15 protein-coding genes are annotated in these 15769 nt (G+C 61.0%); 14 read left to right on the top strand and 1 reads right to left on the bottom strand.

Features of this window, described 5'->3' with window-relative positions; translation table 11 throughout:
* Window positions 1-176: 176 nt before the first annotated feature.
* The 10 genes from BJ928_RS08530 (at window position 177) to BJ928_RS08485 (ending at window position 10707) form a co-directional block, all read left to right on the top strand.
* Window positions 177-1259 (top strand): HD domain-containing phosphohydrolase, encoded by a 1083-nt coding sequence (locus BJ928_RS08530; RefSeq protein WP_047631889.1) that lies wholly within the window; start codon window positions 177-179, stop codon window positions 1257-1259.
* Complete coding sequence (locus BJ928_RS08525; RefSeq protein WP_047631890.1) at window positions 1256-1582, top strand: STAS domain-containing protein; 327 nt, start codon at window positions 1256-1258, stop codon at window positions 1580-1582. Before BJ928_RS08530 ends, BJ928_RS08525 begins: the two co-directional genes overlap by 4 nt.
* Window positions 1579-1947, top strand: coding sequence for a response regulator (locus tag BJ928_RS08520; RefSeq protein ID WP_047631891.1), 369 nt, complete (start codon window positions 1579-1581; stop codon window positions 1945-1947). Before BJ928_RS08525 ends, BJ928_RS08520 begins: the two co-directional genes overlap by 4 nt.
* On the top strand, window positions 1944-3968 hold the full coding sequence (locus BJ928_RS08515) for a chemotaxis protein CheA (RefSeq protein ID WP_047631892.1): 2025 nt from the start codon (window positions 1944-1946) through the stop codon (window positions 3966-3968). Before BJ928_RS08520 ends, BJ928_RS08515 begins: the two co-directional genes overlap by 4 nt.
* Window positions 3965-4477 (top strand): chemotaxis protein CheW, encoded by a 513-nt coding sequence (locus BJ928_RS08510; RefSeq protein WP_047631893.1) that lies wholly within the window; start codon window positions 3965-3967, stop codon window positions 4475-4477. The genes BJ928_RS08515 and BJ928_RS08510 overlap by 4 nt, the downstream gene beginning before the upstream one ends.
* 26 nt (window positions 4478-4503) lie before the next feature.
* Entirely contained in the window at window positions 4504-6213 is a 1710-nt protein-coding gene (locus BJ928_RS08505; RefSeq protein WP_120296482.1) for a methyl-accepting chemotaxis protein, read from the top strand.
* 201 nt (window positions 6214-6414) lie between these two features.
* On the top strand, window positions 6415-8244 hold the full coding sequence (locus BJ928_RS08500) for a methyl-accepting chemotaxis protein (protein WP_120296480.1): 1830 nt from the start codon (window positions 6415-6417) through the stop codon (window positions 8242-8244).
* Window positions 8245-8754 (top strand): chemotaxis protein CheW, encoded by a 510-nt coding sequence (locus tag BJ928_RS08495; RefSeq protein WP_047635517.1) that lies wholly within the window; start codon window positions 8245-8247, stop codon window positions 8752-8754. It begins immediately after the preceding gene.
* Between the two features lie 19 nt (window positions 8755-8773).
* A complete protein-coding gene (locus BJ928_RS08490) occupies window positions 8774-9619 on the top strand; it encodes a CheR family methyltransferase (protein WP_047635516.1) in 846 nt (281 codons plus the stop codon).
* Window positions 9620-9624: 5 nt separating this feature from the next.
* Window positions 9625-10707: a chemotaxis response regulator protein-glutamate methylesterase gene (locus BJ928_RS08485; protein ID WP_047635514.1), complete on the top strand. Its 1083-nt coding sequence runs from the start codon at window positions 9625-9627 to the stop codon at window positions 10705-10707.
* Window positions 10708-10760: 53 nt separating this feature from the next.
* Here the strand turns inward: BJ928_RS08485 and BJ928_RS08480 are convergent, their stop codons facing one another.
* Window positions 10761-11207: a GNAT family N-acetyltransferase gene (locus BJ928_RS08480; RefSeq protein WP_047635512.1), complete on the bottom strand. Its 447-nt coding sequence runs from the start codon at window positions 11205-11207 to the stop codon at window positions 10761-10763.
* 227 nt (window positions 11208-11434) lie between these two features.
* Between BJ928_RS08480 and BJ928_RS08475 the strand changes: the two genes are divergently transcribed.
* The 4 genes from BJ928_RS08475 to BJ928_RS08460 all read left to right on the top strand — a co-directional run bounded on the left by BJ928_RS08475 (window position 11435) and on the right by BJ928_RS08460 (window position 15763).
* Window positions 11435-12157, top strand: coding sequence for a ParA family protein (locus BJ928_RS08475; protein ID WP_047635510.1), 723 nt, complete (start codon window positions 11435-11437; stop codon window positions 12155-12157).
* Window positions 12158-12311: 154 nt separating this feature from the next.
* Window positions 12312-13040, top strand: a complete 729-nt coding sequence (locus BJ928_RS08470) for an SDR family oxidoreductase (protein WP_047635509.1) — start codon at window positions 12312-12314, stop codon at window positions 13038-13040.
* A gap of 3 nt (window positions 13041-13043) precedes the next feature.
* Window positions 13044-14738 carry a GMC family oxidoreductase N-terminal domain-containing protein gene (locus BJ928_RS08465; RefSeq protein WP_047635508.1) on the top strand — a complete coding sequence of 565 codons (1695 nt, stop codon included), beginning with the start codon at window positions 13044-13046 and terminating at the stop codon, window positions 14736-14738.
* A gap of 131 nt (window positions 14739-14869) precedes the next feature.
* Window positions 14870-15763, top strand: coding sequence for a hypothetical protein (locus BJ928_RS08460; RefSeq protein ID WP_047635506.1), 894 nt, complete (start codon window positions 14870-14872; stop codon window positions 15761-15763).
* The last annotated feature ends 6 nt before the right edge of the window (window positions 15764-15769 follow it).

Raw genomic sequence — 15769 nt, 5'->3', positions numbered from 1 at the left:
TCTACAGGTTGAGCATTAATTTAACACACCGTTAGCCATTTAACGATTTCGTTACCTCAGCCAAGATTCACAATCATTGTGACGCGGCCCTTTCATCCGAAAGGTCTCCAACAACCTTCCAGCCGAAAATCCTGAGTAGATCCGTGGGTGTGCCGCGGGCACTCCGCGGGGTAGCTATGCGCGTCTTCGTAATCGATGACAGTCCTTCCGTTGTGGCCACGCTTCGTCGCGTGGTCGAAGCCATCAAGGGCAGCGAAGTATTGTCGTTCCTTCATCCGAGCGATGCCCTCAAACGGCTCGACGACCGGACGCCGGATCTCATTCTCGTTGACTATATGATGCCCGGCATGAATGGCATCGAGGTCATCAGCCATGTGCGCAAGAACGCCCTGACCGCCCATGTACCGACGATCATGATTACCTCTCGCAGGGAAGCCGATATCCGGCTCGCTGCGATGAAAGCTGGCGCCACCGAATTCCTGAACAAGCCGATCGACGAGATGGAGTTGACGCTTCGCGTCCGCAACATTCTCGCCATCGGCGAAGAGCGGCTGGCGCTGGCCGCCAAGGCGGCGACGCTGCAGCGCGATTTCGACGTCGCGATGCAAAGGATCGAACGGCACGAGGAAGAGATTATCTGGCGTCTTTCCAAGGCTATCGCCTGCCGTCACGGCGAGACCGCCGACCATCTCGACCGCGTCGCGATCGTCGCGCGAATGATCGCTGAAGAGGTAGGCCTGGATACCGGCCAGTGCCGCATGATTTTCCTCGCGAGCGCTTTACACGATGTCGGCAAGATCGGCCTGCCGGACGCTATTCTCTCCAAGCCCGGCCCCTTGACCCAGGATGAGCGCCGGCAAATGCAACAGCATGCGGGTTTCGGTGCGGAGATCCTGAGCGACAGTTCAAGCGAGCTGATCCAGATCGCCCGCAAGATTGCCGAGAGCCACCACGAAAGATGGGATGGCGCCGGCTATCCCAGGGGACTATCGGGCACCGCAATCCCGATCGAGGCCCGCATCGTCGCCATCGCCGACGTCTTCGACGCGCTTTGCTCCAAGCGGGCATACAAGGCCGCATGGCCCATCGCCGACGCCTTTCGGGAGATCGTCAACAGCAGCGGCACGCATTTCGACCCGGCTTGCGTTGCAGCCTTCTGTCGCCGCTGGACGGATATCAAGGCCCTCTTCGAGTCCCAGGATGGCGACGACACGGCCATAACGACGCCCACAATTCAGCTATCCCGAGGTTCAGCATGAGCGAGCAATCCGAGATTCTACACCTGCATGGACCACTGACGATCAAGACGATCACCAATGTCAGGGACATTCTCCAAGTCTACCTACAGGAAGCGGCTTTACGCAACCGGACCCTCGTCGTCGATGTCGACGGCGCCGAGGAGATCGACCTCACCCTACCCCAACTGCTTCTGTCCGCATGGCAAACGGCAAACCGCGCCGGCGTGACGATTGCATTGAGCAAACCGGCGGACGGCAATTTTTTGACCGTCCTGCAACGTGCGGGTCTCCTTCACGGAGATCGGCAAAAAGACAGTTTCTGGCTAGAAGGAAAAGCAGCATGAGCGCAAACATTCTCACCGTCGATGACTCCGCCAGCATTCGACTGACCACGCGCATTGCGCTGACCAACGCCGGATATTCCGTCACCGAAGCGGTCGACGGCGCCGACGGCCTCACCAAGCTAAAGTCGGGTAACTTCGATCTCATCGTCACCGACCTCAACATGCCGAACATGGATGGCCTGACGATGATTCGCAGCCTGCGTCAGCTGCCGGCCTATATGGGAACGCCGGTCATCTTCCTCACAACGGAATCAGACGGCGATCTCAAGCAGCAGGCGAAGGCCGCAGGCGCGACGGGATGGCTGACGAAGCCCTTCGACCCCGAAACCCTCATCAAGATAGCACGCAAGGTTCTCGGCAAATGAACGATCTCGATCCGATCGCCGTTTTCAGGACGGAGGCCGCCGAGCAGCTCGAGCTGATCGAGGCCGGCCTTCTTGATCTGATGCGCGATCTGGGCGACCGCGCCCAGATCGATGCGGTCTTTCGGGGCCTTCATACGCTCAAGGGATCGGGCTCGATGTTCGGTTTCGATCAACTTGCCGCCTTTACCCATCACTGCGAAACCGCCTTCGACCGGGTTCGCAAGGGGGAAGCGCCGGCCACGAAGGAGCTGGTCGGCGCCGTTCTCGATGCGCAGGGCCACATGCAGGCGTTGCTGGAAAATCCCAACGGCGAATACGAAACCATGAGCTCCGTGCTGCTGGAAAAGCTGCGCCAGGCCGTGGGGGCAGCGGGAACGCACACTGCGGCGGTGGCGCCCATCGTTGCGCAGCCGGCTGCGGCCGCTTCTGTAAGCGCCGATAGTGCAAAGACCTGGCATCTGAAATTCAGCCTGCCGGCCAATTCGATGGTCAACGGCACCAACCCGCTTGGTCTATTGGATGAATTGCGCGAGCTTGGCGAATGCCGGATCGCAGCCGATACCGACGTCGTACCGCCGCTTGCAGACATCGAACCGCGCGATCTCCACATCGGCTGGACAGTCCATCTGACGACCGACAAGCCGCGCTCGGACATTGAAGACGTCTTCATCTTCGTCATGGACGACATGGCGATGGAGTTGAAGGAGCTTCAGACGCAGAACGAACCAAGCCCGGTACCTATTCCTGCACAGTCTGAGCAATCGATCGAGGACGAACCGTCGAAGCCTGCCGCGCAGCCGGTAGATGCGGCCAAGGCTCAGCCCGTCGACGCCAAGTCGCAGAAGCAGGCTGACAATGTCCGTGTTCCCGCTTTGCGCCTCGATGAGATGATGGACCGGGTCGGCGAATTGGTCATCGCCCAATCGCGGCTGAGCCAGATGGCAAACTCTGCCGCCGATCTCGGGCTGCGTTCGGTCTCCGAAGAAATCGAGCGGCTTGCCGGCGAACTGCGGGACACGATGATGGTCCTGCGCATGATGCCGGTTGCAAGCCTTTTCAGCCGCTTCCGCCGCCTGGTCCACGATCTCGCACGCGAAACAGGCAAGGATATCGAGCTCGTCACCGAGGGCGAAAGCACGGAAGTCGACAAGACGGTCATCGACCGCCTGGCCGATCCACTCGTCCATCTCGTCCGCAACTCGATCGACCATGGACTTGAAAACCCGGACGATCGCATCGCCGCCGGCAAGCCGGTAACGGGGCGTGTCTTCCTCTCGGCGCACCAGACCGGCAGCGAAGTCGTCATCTCCATCAAGGATGACGGACGCGGCATTGATCGCCAACGGGTACGCGCCAAGGCAGAGGCTAACGGCCTCATCCAGCCCGGCGCCCAGCTGAGCGACAAGGAACTGCTGCAACTGATCTTCCAGCCCGGTTTCTCGACCGCGGAAAAGGTCACCAACCTCTCCGGCCGCGGCGTCGGCATGGATGTGGTCAAGAAGACGATCGAGACGCTACGCGGAGCGATCGACATCAGCAGTGAGTTTGGCAAGGGCTCCGAAATCGCCCTGCGCATTCCCCTGACGCTCGCCATCATCGACGGTCTCCTCGTTCGTGTCGGCAACGGGCGCTATGTCATCCCACTCGCCGCTGTCGAGGAATGCCTGGAATTGTCGGTCGAGCAGGATCTGCGCTCGCGCGGCCGCAGCTTCATCTCGCTGCGTGACGATCTCGTGCCGTTCCTGCGTCTGCGCGAACTCTTCCGGACCGGCACGGAGCCCGATCCTTACCAGAAAGTGGTTGTTATCTCGACCGGCAGCGAGCGCGTCGGCCTCGTCGTCGATCAGATCATCGGCGACCACCAGACCGTCATCAAATCGATGTCGAAGCTCCACGACCACGTCTCCACCTTCTCCGGCGCGACGATTCTCGGTGACGGCAACGTGGCGCTGATCCTCGACGTCGTCCATCTCATCGCCGCCGGACAGCATCAGGAGGCGCAATTGCGGGCAGCAGGATGATCGAAGCAGACGTAAAATCAGACCATCGCGCCATCTGGAAAGGCGCCGACGAGCTTTCTGTTCTGACCTTCAGCCTCAATGGCGAGACCTTCGCCATCGAAGCGGTCGTCGTTCAGGAAATCCTCGATCTGCTGCCGGAGACCAGCGTTCCCGGCAGCCTGCCCTTCGTCGGCAGCGTCATCAATTTCCGCGGAAAGGTCATTCCCCTTGCCGATATCCGCATTGCCTTCGGCATGGAGGCGGCAAACGTCACCATCGACAGCCGCATCGTCGTCACCGAGCTCGAACTCGACGGCGAGACGACCCTGATCGGCATCCGCACCGACAAGGTGCATGAAGTCACGCAGCTTTCGCAGGCGGCAAGCGAACCGCCGCCTGTCATCGGCATGCGCTGGCGCACCGACTACATCCACGCCCTCGTCAAACGAGACGGCGAATTTATCATCCTGCCGAACCTCCAGGCGATCTTCTCGTCGCAGCGGGCGGTTGCGGCCAGAGCAACAGCATGAATTTTCCAGGACAAGGAGGCCATCGGATGCGCTTTACGATCAAGCTCAAGCTGCTTTTAACGTTTGCTGTCGTGATTGCCATGCTTCTTGGCACGGCCGTTTACAGCATCAGCACTCTCGGGCAGGTTAACGGCAACTGGTCCGATACGTTGTCAGGACCGGCCGAACGGCTGCGGCTCGCCCAAAATCTCGATATCGCCATCCTGCAGCAACTGCGGCAACAGAAGAATATCGTGTTGTCCGCCTCGCTCGACGAGACCAAGGGCTATATCGCCAAGAGCGATGCGGCGCGTACAGCCTTCGAGGCCGATCTTGCAAAGATCCTCGCCAATACCACGGACCAGGATATGGCCTATTGGACGCAGATCAAGGACCTCTCCGTCACCTGGCGCGACGCCGACGACCGCATCCGCAACCTGATGCTCGCCGGCGACAGCGCCGGCGCGCATCAGATCTCCTCCAATCAGGCGCGCGAGGCAAGCACGAAGATCGACAACGTCCTCGCACAGGTCTTCGATGTGGAACGCGGCCGCCTGAAGCAGGCGGATCTGGATGCAGCCGACGCTTATGCGAATGCACGCTCGATCCTGATCATACTTGCCGCCGTTGCTTGCGTCATAGCGCTCGTCTCGGCGATCTGGATCGTCATTTCGATCAACAGGGGCATAAATCGCGCCGTCAAGACGGTTCAAACGGTGGCCGAAGGCGATCTGACGGAATACGCTGAAATCACCGCGCGGGATGAAATCGGCGAGCTCCTGGGTCACGTCAACTCCATGATCGAGCGCCTTCGCGGTGTTGTTGCCGATGCGCTTTCGGCGTCCGATAACGTCTCGTCCGGAAGCCAGCAGCTGTCGGCAGGCTCCGAGCAGCTGTCGCAGGGCGCCACCGAACAGGCCTCATCCGCCGAAGAAGCTTCCGCCTCGATGGAGGAGATGGCCGCCAACATCAAGCAGAATGCCGACAACGCCGCCCAGACCGAGAAGATCGCCCGCCAGTCCGCCAAGGATGCCGAGATCAGCGGTCAGGCCGTCGACCGCGCCGTCAACGCCATGCGCACTATTGCCGAGAAGATTTCCATCGTTCAGGAAATCGCTCGCCAGACCGATCTGCTGGCGCTGAATGCCGCCGTCGAAGCGGCGCGTGCCGGCGAACATGGCCGTGGCTTTGCCGTCGTCGCCTCGGAAGTGCGCAAGCTGGCCGAACGCAGCCAGGCGGCCGCGGCCGAAATCTCCAGCCTGTCGGGCGAGACCGTCACGGTCGCGACCGAAGCCGGCGACATGCTCTCGCGTCTGGTTCCAGATATCCGCAAGACCGCCGAGCTGGTCGCCGAGATCTCGGCCGCATGCCGCGAGCAGGACATCGGCGCATCGCAGATCAACGAGGCGATCCAGCAGCTCGACAAGGTGACGCAGCAAAATGCCGGCGCATCCGAGGAAATGTCGGCAACCTCCGAGGAACTCGCCGCCCAGGCCGAGGAACTGCAGGCCTCCATCGCCTTCTTCCGCGTCGAGCAGGCCAATGCCCGCAAGGCTCAGGCCGTCCACGCCCCGGTGCATCATGCCGCAAGCCCGGCCAAGCCGAAGCCTGCCGCCAAGGCACCAGCTGCCAGAGCCCCTGCGACACGCGCCGACAACAGCGTCGCCGCCCAGCAGGCTCGCCTCAAGGGCTTCACCCTCGACATGTCAATGGGCGGACCCGATGCCGACGATAACGACTTTCGCCAAAGTGCCTGAGCGGCTGAGCGGCTGACTGAAAATTAACAAACACCGGCGCCGAGAGGCGCCGGACCAAAGGCCGGCAAATGCTACTGCAGGCCTCAAGAACCGGTACCGGTTCGCGGAAGGGTGAATGTATCGGTCTTCGCGCATCAAGACGGCTCCCCGTCTGACATTTCAATTATCAAACCCTTCATCTCCACCAGGAGCTTTTCAGAGATGCGCTTTACCATCAAACTCAAACTGGCCCTCGCCTTCGGCCTTCTGATCGTCATGTCGACCGGCATGTCGGTCCTGGCGATCATGAGCCTATCCTCCCTCAACTCGGCCATTACCGACATCGTTCAAGGGCCTGCTGAAAATCAACGCAATTCCGGCGATCTTTCGGCTGCGGTGCTGAATGCCATCGCCAACGAAAAGAACGCCATCCTCAATACCGATCCGCAAGCGATAGGCGGCTATGTCGATGAGGTCCATGCAAGCACGGCGAAGATAGAAGAGCTGACGGCCAGGCTTTCGCAGGATCCTGCCATTGCAGAAAAGGTTGCCGAGTTCTCCAGAGCATATCCCGCCTGGAAGCAGATTGACGAGCAAGTCCTCAAGTTGGCCATCGAAAACTCCACCGAAAGCAACCGAAGGGCGGGAGAGCTTTCCATGGGCGAAGGGCGCAAGGCAAGCAACGCCCTGCTCACCGCCGTCGACACCGTCAACAAGGCGATCATCGCGGATCTGCACGCGACCGATCTTGCTACCAACGACCAGTATGCCTTTGCACGGAATCTCCTCCTGACATCGCTCGCTGTCATGTTCGTGCTGTCGACCGTCATCGCCATCTGGATCGCGCTCGGCATCAATCGTGGCCTGAAGAAGATCCAGGCCGTCGCCGAGGGCGTCGCAATCGGCGACCTCAACCAGAACATCGAAATCAAGACCAATGACGAGATCAAGGATCTGGTCAACACGATCAACGTCATGACCGGCAACCTGCGCAACACGGCAACCATCGCCGATCAGATCGCCAATGGCGACCTGACGGTCAAGCCGAAGCCGATGTCGGAAAAAGACACGCTGGGCCTTTCGCTCCAGTCGATGGTCGAGCGCCTTCGCGGTGTTGTGGCCGATGCGCTTTCGGCGTCCGATAACGTCTCGTCCGGAAGCCAGCAGCTGTCGGCAGGCTCCGAGCAGCTGTCGCAGGGCGCCACCGAACAGGCCTCATCCGCCGAAGAAGCTTCCGCCTCGATGGAAGAGATGGCCGCCAACATCAAGCAGAACGCCGACAACGCCGCCCAGACCGAGAAGATCGCCCGTCAGTCCGCCAAGGATGCCGAGATCAGCGGTCAGGCCGTCGACCGCGCCGTCAACGCCATGCGCACTATTGCCGAGAAGATTTCCATCGTTCAGGAAATCGCTCGCCAGACCGATCTGCTGGCGCTGAATGCCGCCGTCGAAGCGGCGCGTGCCGGCGAGCATGGCCGCGGCTTTGCCGTCGTCGCCTCCGAAGTGCGCAAGCTGGCCGAACGCAGCCAGGCGGCCGCGGCCGAAATCTCCAGCCTGTCGGGCGAGACCGTCACGGTCGCGACCGAAGCCGGCGACATGCTCTCGCGTCTGGTGCCCGATATCCGCAAGACCGCCGAACTGGTCGCCGAGATCTCGGCCGCATGCCGCGAGCAGGACATCGGCGCATCGCAGATCAACGAGGCGATCCAGCAGCTCGACAAGGTGACGCAGCAAAATGCCGGCGCATCCGAGGAAATGTCGGCGACCTCCGAGGAACTCGCCGCCCAGGCCGAGGAACTGCAGGCCTCCATCGCCTTCTTCCGCGTCGAGCAGGCCAATGCCCGCAAGGCTCAGGCCGTCCACGCCCCGGTGCATCATGCCGCAAGCCTGGCCAAGCCGAAGCCTGCCGCTAAGGCACCAGCTGCCAGAGCCCCTGCGACACGCGCCGACAACAGCGTCGCCGCCCAGCAAGCTCGCCTCAAGGGCTTCACCCTCGACATGTCAATGGGCGGACCCGATGCCGACGACAACGACTTCAGGGAGAGCGCATAAATGGCTGCAACCAGCACCGAAGCTCAATATGTGACGTTCGGCCTCGGCGATGAAAGCTTCGCCGTGCCTGTCGAGGTGGTCCGGGAAATCCTGGACCATCAGGACGCCTTCCGCATTCCGCATGGACCTGACTATCTGCTCGGCCTCCGGGACGTGCGCGGTCAGGGCGTGCCGGTTATCGACCTGCGCCTGCGTCTGGGCATGTCGGCCACCACGAAGACGCCGCACACGCGCATCCTCGTGATCGACATCCCGATCACGGACAAGGCCCTAACGCTCGGCCTGGTCGCCGATCGCGTCTTCGAGGTGACGTCCTTCAAGCATCAGTCGATCGAAAGCGCCCCCGATATCGGGGTGCGCTGGCCGTCCGAATACATTGCCGGCGTCGTGCGCCGCGACGGTGGGTTCGTTGTCATCATCGATCTCGCGAAGCTTTTCTCATCGACCGACAAGGTGTCGCTGATGGGAGTAGGCACCGGCCATAGGGCCCCCGAGTTCGCCGCTGTTTGAGTGAGATCGTCGCGTGGCAATGCAGGATTTGAGAGAATACGGTGACAAGGGGTTGAGCCGGCGGAATTTCGACCAGCTTGCCCGTTACATCTACGACTACAGCGGCATCAAGATGCCTCCGGGCAAGCGCACGATGCTGGAGGGGCGGTTGCGGCGCCGGTTGCGAGCAACCGGGATCGGCGACCTCGACGACTATTGCGACTATCTTTTCAAGCGCGGCGGCATCGACCGCGAGGCGATCCATCTGATCGATGCCGTGACGACGAACAAGACGGACTTCTTCCGGGAACCGAAGCATTTCGAGCACATGGAGAATGCCGCCCTGCCCGAACTTCTGGCGGCAGGCCATGGCCGCCTCAGAATCTGGAGCGCTGCCTGCTCCACCGGCGCGGAACCCTATACGATCGCAATGGTCATGGAAGACTATCGCGACGCCCACGGTGCCCCGGAATACAGCATTCTCGCCACGGACCTTTCAACTGACGTCCTCAGGGCGGCGCGCAGGGGCGTCTACCCCTCATCGATGATCGACCCGGTCGACCGACAAAGGCGGCTTCGCTATGTCATGGAGGCGCGCGATCCGGAACGAGGCGAAGTCCGGATTCACCCCAGGCTGCGCTCACGGATCGGCTTCGGCCGTCTCAATCTCATGGATCGCGCCTATGAAATCGGCGATAAGGTTCATATCGTCTTCTGCCGCAACGTGCTCATCTATTTCGACAAGCCGACGCAGGAAAAGGTCCTCTCGAGGCTTTGCGACAAGCTGGTGACGGGGGGCTTCCTCTATGTCGGCCACTCCGAGACGATCAGCGGGCTCAACCTGCCGGTCAAGCAGGTCGCCAATACGGTTTTCAGAAGGGTCTGACACCCATGGCCAAGAAGATCCGTGTGCTCATCGTCGACGATTCCGCCAGCGTCCGTCAGGTCATGACGCAAGTGCTGTCGGCAGATCCGGAGATCGAGGTCATGGGCGTCGCCTCCGACCCCTTCATGGCTGCGAAGAAGATCCAGGAAGAGATACCGGACGTCATTACGCTCGATGTCGAAATGCCGCGGATGGACGGTATCACCTTCCTGCGCAAGCTGATGGCGCAGCGGCCGATCCCGGTCGTCATGTGCTCGTCGCTGACCGAGGCCGGCTCGGAAACCTTAATGCAGGCGCTGGAGGCTGGCGCGGTCGACATCATTCTGAAACCGAAGATCGCGGCCGCCGATCATCTTGCCGAAACGGCTGCGATGATCCGCGAAACGGTCAAAGGTGCGGCAGCGGCACGGCTCGGCAGCACGCGCCGGCGTATCGTCGCGACAGCCGAACCCTCGGCCAAGCTGACGGCAGATGCCGTTTTGCCGCCGCCGAGCGGCAGGGCAATGGCCAAGACCACTGAAATGATCGTTTGCGTCGGGGCCTCGACGGGCGGCACGGAGGCGCTACGCGAACTGCTCATGGCGCTCCCGGCCAACACGCCCGGCATGGTCATCGTGCAGCATATGCCGGAAAAGTTCACCGCCGCCTTCGCCAAGCGCCTGAACAGTCTTTGCGAGGTCGAGGTCAAGGAAGCGGAGCACGGCGATGCGGTTCTGCGCGGTCATGTGCTGATTGCACCCGGCGGCAAGCACATGCTGCTGGAACGTCAGGGCGCGCGTTATGTCGTCGCGATCAAGGACGGCCCCCTCGTCTCCCGGCATCGACCCTCCGTCGACGTGCTCTTCCGCTCGGCTGCGCGCTCGGCGGCTGGCAACGCCATGGGCGTCATCATGACCGGCATGGGTGATGATGGCGCGCGCGGCATGAAGGAAATGCACGACGCCGGCGCCTTCACCGTGGCGCAGGACGAAGAGACATCCGTTGTCTTCGGCATGCCCAAGGAAGCGATCGCCCACGGCGGCGTCGACAGGACGGTCGGCCTGGATCAGATCGCCCGCGAAATCCTGGCGGCCGACAAGCGGCATTGATGATTTGAAGTCATAACGTCGCCGTTGCGGCGTGAAGCTCCAGATTTGGAGGCCTATCTCAAGGATTGCTCCATGTATAGAGATCGCTCAATCAGCCCCATTCTACGATAAAAAGCCTGGGCCGCTTCATTGGAAAATGACACATTCAGACTTAGGTAGTCGACTTCCTTTTCGGCAAGCCAATGTCGCATGTGCTCGAAAAGCGCGGTACCGAAGCCTTGGCGACGCTCGATCTCATCGACGCCGAACGCCATAATAAACGCCATCTTCTTGTAGCGGGATCGCGGATGTCCGGATAAGTCGACCAGTTGAATGGCATTCAATCCAACGACACCCCCGCCCTTCTGAAGCACGAACGTGGTGCAGTCTTGAATGATGACGAGCATCTCCTCGTCGCTGGTGTCGGCTCCATAGTCAATATTGTTCGAAGAGGATGCTATTTGACGGAGAAGCCTTAGTAGCACCGGCGTATCTTCAGCTGCTGCCTCGCGAATAAGCATTTTTCTCCACCGCACGAACCGCCTTCATAGTTCGGGACACATTCAATGGATGTGGTGTGCCGACGCCGCCGATCCAACTTCGACATGATGGCTGAAAGCGTGACACTCGATGAACGCTTCGCTTAAAAGAGTTTGTTAACCATAAATGCGTAACCATTTCCGCAAGCCATGACAGCTCCTCGCCTCACCCTATTGCGTTGTCCATCCGATCAGCCCAGGGAGTTCCCATGGCCGTTTTGACCTTTGCCAACACCAAGGGCGGTGCCGGCAAGACCACTGCCGTCGTCATCGTCGCCTGTGAACTCGCGCGAATGGGATTCTCGGTGGCCATCCTCGACGCCGACCCGCAATTGTGGATCTCCAAATGGCATGAGCGGTTGGCCGAGAGGGCGCCCGCATCGCTTTCAGTCGTTCCCTATGTCACGGCTGCCAATCTCGGCCAGCATGCGCGTAAACTACGCGGCGAGGTCGATTTCCTTCTGATCGACCTGCCCGGCGCCCGCAGTCCGCTGCTTGCACAGGCGCTCGGCTATTCTAACTATGTGCTGATCCCTGTGCAGGGCTCGGCCATGGATGCGGAAGGCGCAACCAACGTCATCGAGCTCCTGCAATATCTCGAAGATCGGGCCGATATCCGCATCCCGCATTCGGTGGTTCTAACCCGCGTCAATCCGATGGTGACCACGCGGGCATTGCAATCGGTGAAGGAATTGCTCTCCAGCCGGCGCGTCCATGTGATGTCCACGCCCATCATCGAGCGCGCGGCATATCGCGAGGTTTTCGGCTACGGCCAGACCCTTTATTCGATCGATCCCGGAACGGTCAGCAATCTCGACAAGGCACAACAAAATGCCCAGGCGCTGGCGCAGGAAGTTCTGCGCCGCATTCTGCCCTATAGCGGCCGTGTCGGCGAGCAGCTCAAAGCCGAAGGTTTCAGGCTTTCCGCCTGACGAACCCTGCCAGAAGGTCATGCTAGTCGCTACCGGCATCGATGTTCGTAGCTGAAATTTATGTGAGAAATATTTTTCATTGACGGATAAAGATGGCCTGCCTAGGCTTCCTCACGGGCGGGATTCTCCAAGGGCCGCCGGCGGGGAGGACATCTTGGAACAGAAGCTTGAAGGCAAGGTCGCGCTCGTCACAGGCGCAAGTTCCGGCATCGGGCGCGCGATTGCATTGGCGCTTGGTGAGAGGGGTGCGAAGCTCGCGCTCGTTGGCCGTTCCGCTGAAAGGTTGCAAGCCGTGGCCGACAAGTCCGGCGACGGCGCGCTGGTACTGCCGACGGATCTCACGGAACCGGGCGCCGTCAAAAATGTCGTCGATGCAACGATCGAGCGCTTCGGCCGGATAGACATTCTCCTGCCCAATGCAGGCCTCTATATTCCCGGCGATGTCGCCGAAGGCGATCCCGACACGTGGGACGAACTCATTTCGATCAACGTCAATTCGGTCTTTCGGCTCGCACGCGCCGCGCTGCCCGGCATGATTTCCCAAGGTGGTGGGCAGATCGTCGTAACCTCCTCGGTCGCAGGGCATCAGGCGATCCATTGGGAGCCGATCTATTCGGCGTCCAAGCACGCAATCCAGGCCTTCGTCCATGGGCTGCGGCGGCAGACGATGAAACACAATATCCGCGTCGGCTCGGTCGCACCCGGTGTCGTACTGAACGAGCTCTGGGGCTATACCGACCCTGCCGCCATCGATGCCAAGGTTGCGGCGCGAGAGGGCTTGAGGTCGGAAGATGTCGCCGATGCAGTGCTCTTCATGCTGACGCGGCCAGCCAACGTCACCATCCGCGATCTCGTGATCCTGCCGCAGACCCAGGATATCTGAGCCTTGGCCGAATTCGACTATATCATCGTCGGTGGAGGTGCGGCGGGCTGCGTGCTCGCCAATCGCCTGAGCGAGGACCCGGCTAACCGCGTCTGCCTCGTGGAAGCGGGTATGGATCGCAACGCGCGCAGGGCCATTGTGCGTATTCCGCTTGCCATGATCACCTTCATGGCCCCGGCGCTCGCCATTCTCGGCGGTCCGAAATTCATGTCCTGGTTCGAAACCGAACCGGAGCCCGGTCTGCAGGGCCGCTCCATCGCTCTTCCGCGCGGCCGGGGCACCGGCGGCTCGACCAATGTCAACGGCCAGATCTTTATTCGCGGCCAACGCGAGGATTTCGACCATTGGCACGACCTCGGCAATCCGGGCTGGGGTTACGACGACCTGCTGCCCTACTTCCGGAAGCTAGAGCGTTTCGAAATCCTGGCCGAGCCCGGCGCGGCCAAACATATCCGTTTCGGCGACATGCCGCTCGAAAGGCAGATCGACCCCGCCTACCACGGCTCAAGCGGACCGTTGAACATCGCGCCGCTACGCAGCGTCAATCCGATGGCGGAGGTGTTCCTGGAGGCGGCGCAGCAAGCCGGCCATCCCTTGAATGCCGATTTCAACGGCGCGCGGCAGAACGGCGTCGGTCTCTATACATTTACGCAGAAAAACGGCGAGCGCGTCACCGCGGAAGGTGCCTATCTCGATCCGGTACGGCATCGGCCGAACCTGACCGTGATGAGCGAAACCGAAGTCGCACGCGTCGTGTTCGACGGCCGGAAGGCGACCGGCATTGCGTTTCGGCGGCAAGGCCAGCATGGAACGCTTAATGGGCGCGAGGTCGTTCTTTCGGCAGGCTCGTTCGTATCGCCGCATCTGCTGATGCTATCGGGCATCGGCAATGCAAAGGACCTTGCACGCCATGGCATTCCTGTTATCGCGGATTTGCCCGGTGTCGGCGAAAACCTGCAGGATCACCTCGACGTCACAATCGAATACAGGGCGAAATCCATTGCCCCCTACGGGGTTTCCTGGCGAGCATTGCCGCGCAATGTCGGTCATGTGCTCAATTGGATTTTCAACAAGCGCGGGCTGTTTTCCTCAACAACGGGTGAAGGTGGTGGCTTCATCTCCACCGATCCGGAAAGCGACCGACCTGACATCCAGCTCTTCTTCTGTACCGGCCGGGCCAATACTCAGGCGGCATCAGGCTTTACCGGCCACGGCTTTCTGATGCATGTCTGCCAGTTGCGGCCCGGCAGCATCGGCCGCGTCGCCCTGAAGAGCGCCGATCCGCACGACAAGCCTTCGATCCTCTACAATTTCTTTCGCGGCGCCAGCACGATGGACGTACTGCGCAAAGGCGTCCGGCTCGCACGGCAAATCACCGCACAGACTCCTTTCGCACCGCATCTCGATGCCGAAATCGACCCTGGACCGGAGATCGAAAGCGACGGAGCGCTCGACGCCTTCATCCGCGAGCGCGTCGGCACCTTGTTTCATCCCGTCGGCACCTGCGCCATGGGGCGCGGCGAGCGTTCGGTCGTCGATCCCGTGACCATGCGCGTGCATGGCGTTGAGGGCCTGCGCGTCGTAGACGCCTCGATCATGCCGAGCATCGTTTCGGCCAACACGGTCGCAGCCACCTATTGTCTGGCTGAAAAGGCAGCCGATCTCATCCGTGCCGACGATAAGGCCGCTTCGACCTAGGAAGGCTTCTCCGTCCCGAAAGGCAAAGGTGCGGGCATTTATCCAGGCGCCGCGTCTTGACATGGACGGCATAGCCGCAAACATGGCGCAGCTTGTATTTGCCGATCGACTCAAACAGGTAGACCTGAAAGATGCGCTTCCCCCTCCTGCTCTCGCTGCTCGCTTCCCTTGTCCCCGCCGCCGCTGTTGCAGCCGGAACGCCTTGCACAGACCTTATCGAGAGCAGTGAGATCATCCAGCATGCGGACGGTTTCGCCATCTCCGACCTGCATGACGGCTGCGCGGTTACGAACGGCCTCTTCAAATCCGGCAGCAGAATGGGATGGACCTTTGAACGTGCCGAGTTCAAGGGAGACGGGCTCGCCGACTTCCTCAAGACCATGGCAAGCAAACCCGATCATCTGCCCAACTGGGGGCGGTTCTCCGTCGAGGGCGTGCGTTTCACGCCGATGCTCGACAGCGCCATGGCCAACTACATCACGACGGTCCAGCAATGGCCGATGGACATGTCCGGCTCTTTCCGTTTCGATCCGAAGGACGGTTATCTGGATATTCAGGAGCTGCAGCTCACCAATCTGCGCCTTGGCAAGGCGTCGTTTTCGGCCGAACTGAGCCTGCCGAAGAATGCCGGCATACCGGCGCTGACACAGGATGGAACGGTCAGCCTCACGCATCTGCGCTTCCGGCTCGATAACATGGGACTGTTCGAGGGGATGGCCATCCCCTCGCTCGCCGCATTCCTGCAGCAGATGAGCGGCTCGGATGATCCGGCGCAGGGCATCAACCAACTGCGAGACACCACGGTCACGGCACTCCAGGCCCTGCCCGACAGCCAGATCGATGCGGCATCGAAGAAGGCGCTGCTCCGCTTCGTGCAAGACCTGCCGCACCCCACAGGTTTCTTCGCGCTCGATCTTGCCTTCGACAAGCCGCTTAAGATCGGCACACTTGATTTCAACGGCGCGCAGCTGGCGCAAACCGCCCTGGCAAGCGCCAAGATCTCGGTCAGCTACAAGGCGCGCTGATATCGC

Origin of the sequence: Rhizobium sp. WW_1 (genome assembly GCF_003610155.1) — a bacterium.
Taxonomy (GTDB): domain Bacteria; phylum Pseudomonadota; class Alphaproteobacteria; order Rhizobiales; family Rhizobiaceae; genus Rhizobium; species Rhizobium tropici_A.
This window is presented reverse-complemented; position numbering and strand designations above follow the sequence as displayed.

Excerpts from the sequence above, each read along its gene's own strand:
- BJ928_RS08530 (WP_047631889.1), top strand. The coding sequence starts at position 177 with ATGCGCGTCTTCGTAATCGATGACAGTCCTTCCGTTGTGGCCACGCTT.
- BJ928_RS08525 (WP_047631890.1), top strand. The coding sequence starts at position 1,256 with ATGAGCGAGCAATCCGAGATTCTACACCTGCATGGACCACTGACGATC.
- BJ928_RS08520 (WP_047631891.1), top strand. The coding sequence starts at position 1,579 with ATGAGCGCAAACATTCTCACCGTCGATGACTCCGCCAGCATTCGACTG.
- BJ928_RS08515 (WP_047631892.1), top strand. The coding sequence starts at position 1,944 with ATGAACGATCTCGATCCGATCGCCGTTTTCAGGACGGAGGCCGCCGAG.
- BJ928_RS08510 (WP_047631893.1), top strand. The coding sequence starts at position 3,965 with ATGATCGAAGCAGACGTAAAATCAGACCATCGCGCCATCTGGAAAGGC.
- BJ928_RS08505 (WP_120296482.1), top strand. The coding sequence starts at position 4,504 with ATGCGCTTTACGATCAAGCTCAAGCTGCTTTTAACGTTTGCTGTCGTG.
- BJ928_RS08500 (WP_120296480.1), top strand. The coding sequence starts at position 6,415 with ATGCGCTTTACCATCAAACTCAAACTGGCCCTCGCCTTCGGCCTTCTG.
- BJ928_RS08495 (WP_047635517.1), top strand. The coding sequence starts at position 8,245 with ATGGCTGCAACCAGCACCGAAGCTCAATATGTGACGTTCGGCCTCGGC.
- BJ928_RS08490 (WP_047635516.1), top strand. The coding sequence starts at position 8,774 with ATGCAGGATTTGAGAGAATACGGTGACAAGGGGTTGAGCCGGCGGAAT.
- BJ928_RS08485 (WP_047635514.1), top strand. The coding sequence starts at position 9,625 with ATGGCCAAGAAGATCCGTGTGCTCATCGTCGACGATTCCGCCAGCGTC.
- BJ928_RS08480 (WP_047635512.1), bottom strand. The coding sequence starts at position 11,207 with ATGCTTATTCGCGAGGCAGCAGCTGAAGATACGCCGGTGCTACTAAGG.
- BJ928_RS08475 (WP_047635510.1), top strand. The coding sequence starts at position 11,435 with ATGGCCGTTTTGACCTTTGCCAACACCAAGGGCGGTGCCGGCAAGACC.
- BJ928_RS08460 (WP_047635506.1), top strand. The coding sequence starts at position 14,870 with ATGCGCTTCCCCCTCCTGCTCTCGCTGCTCGCTTCCCTTGTCCCCGCC.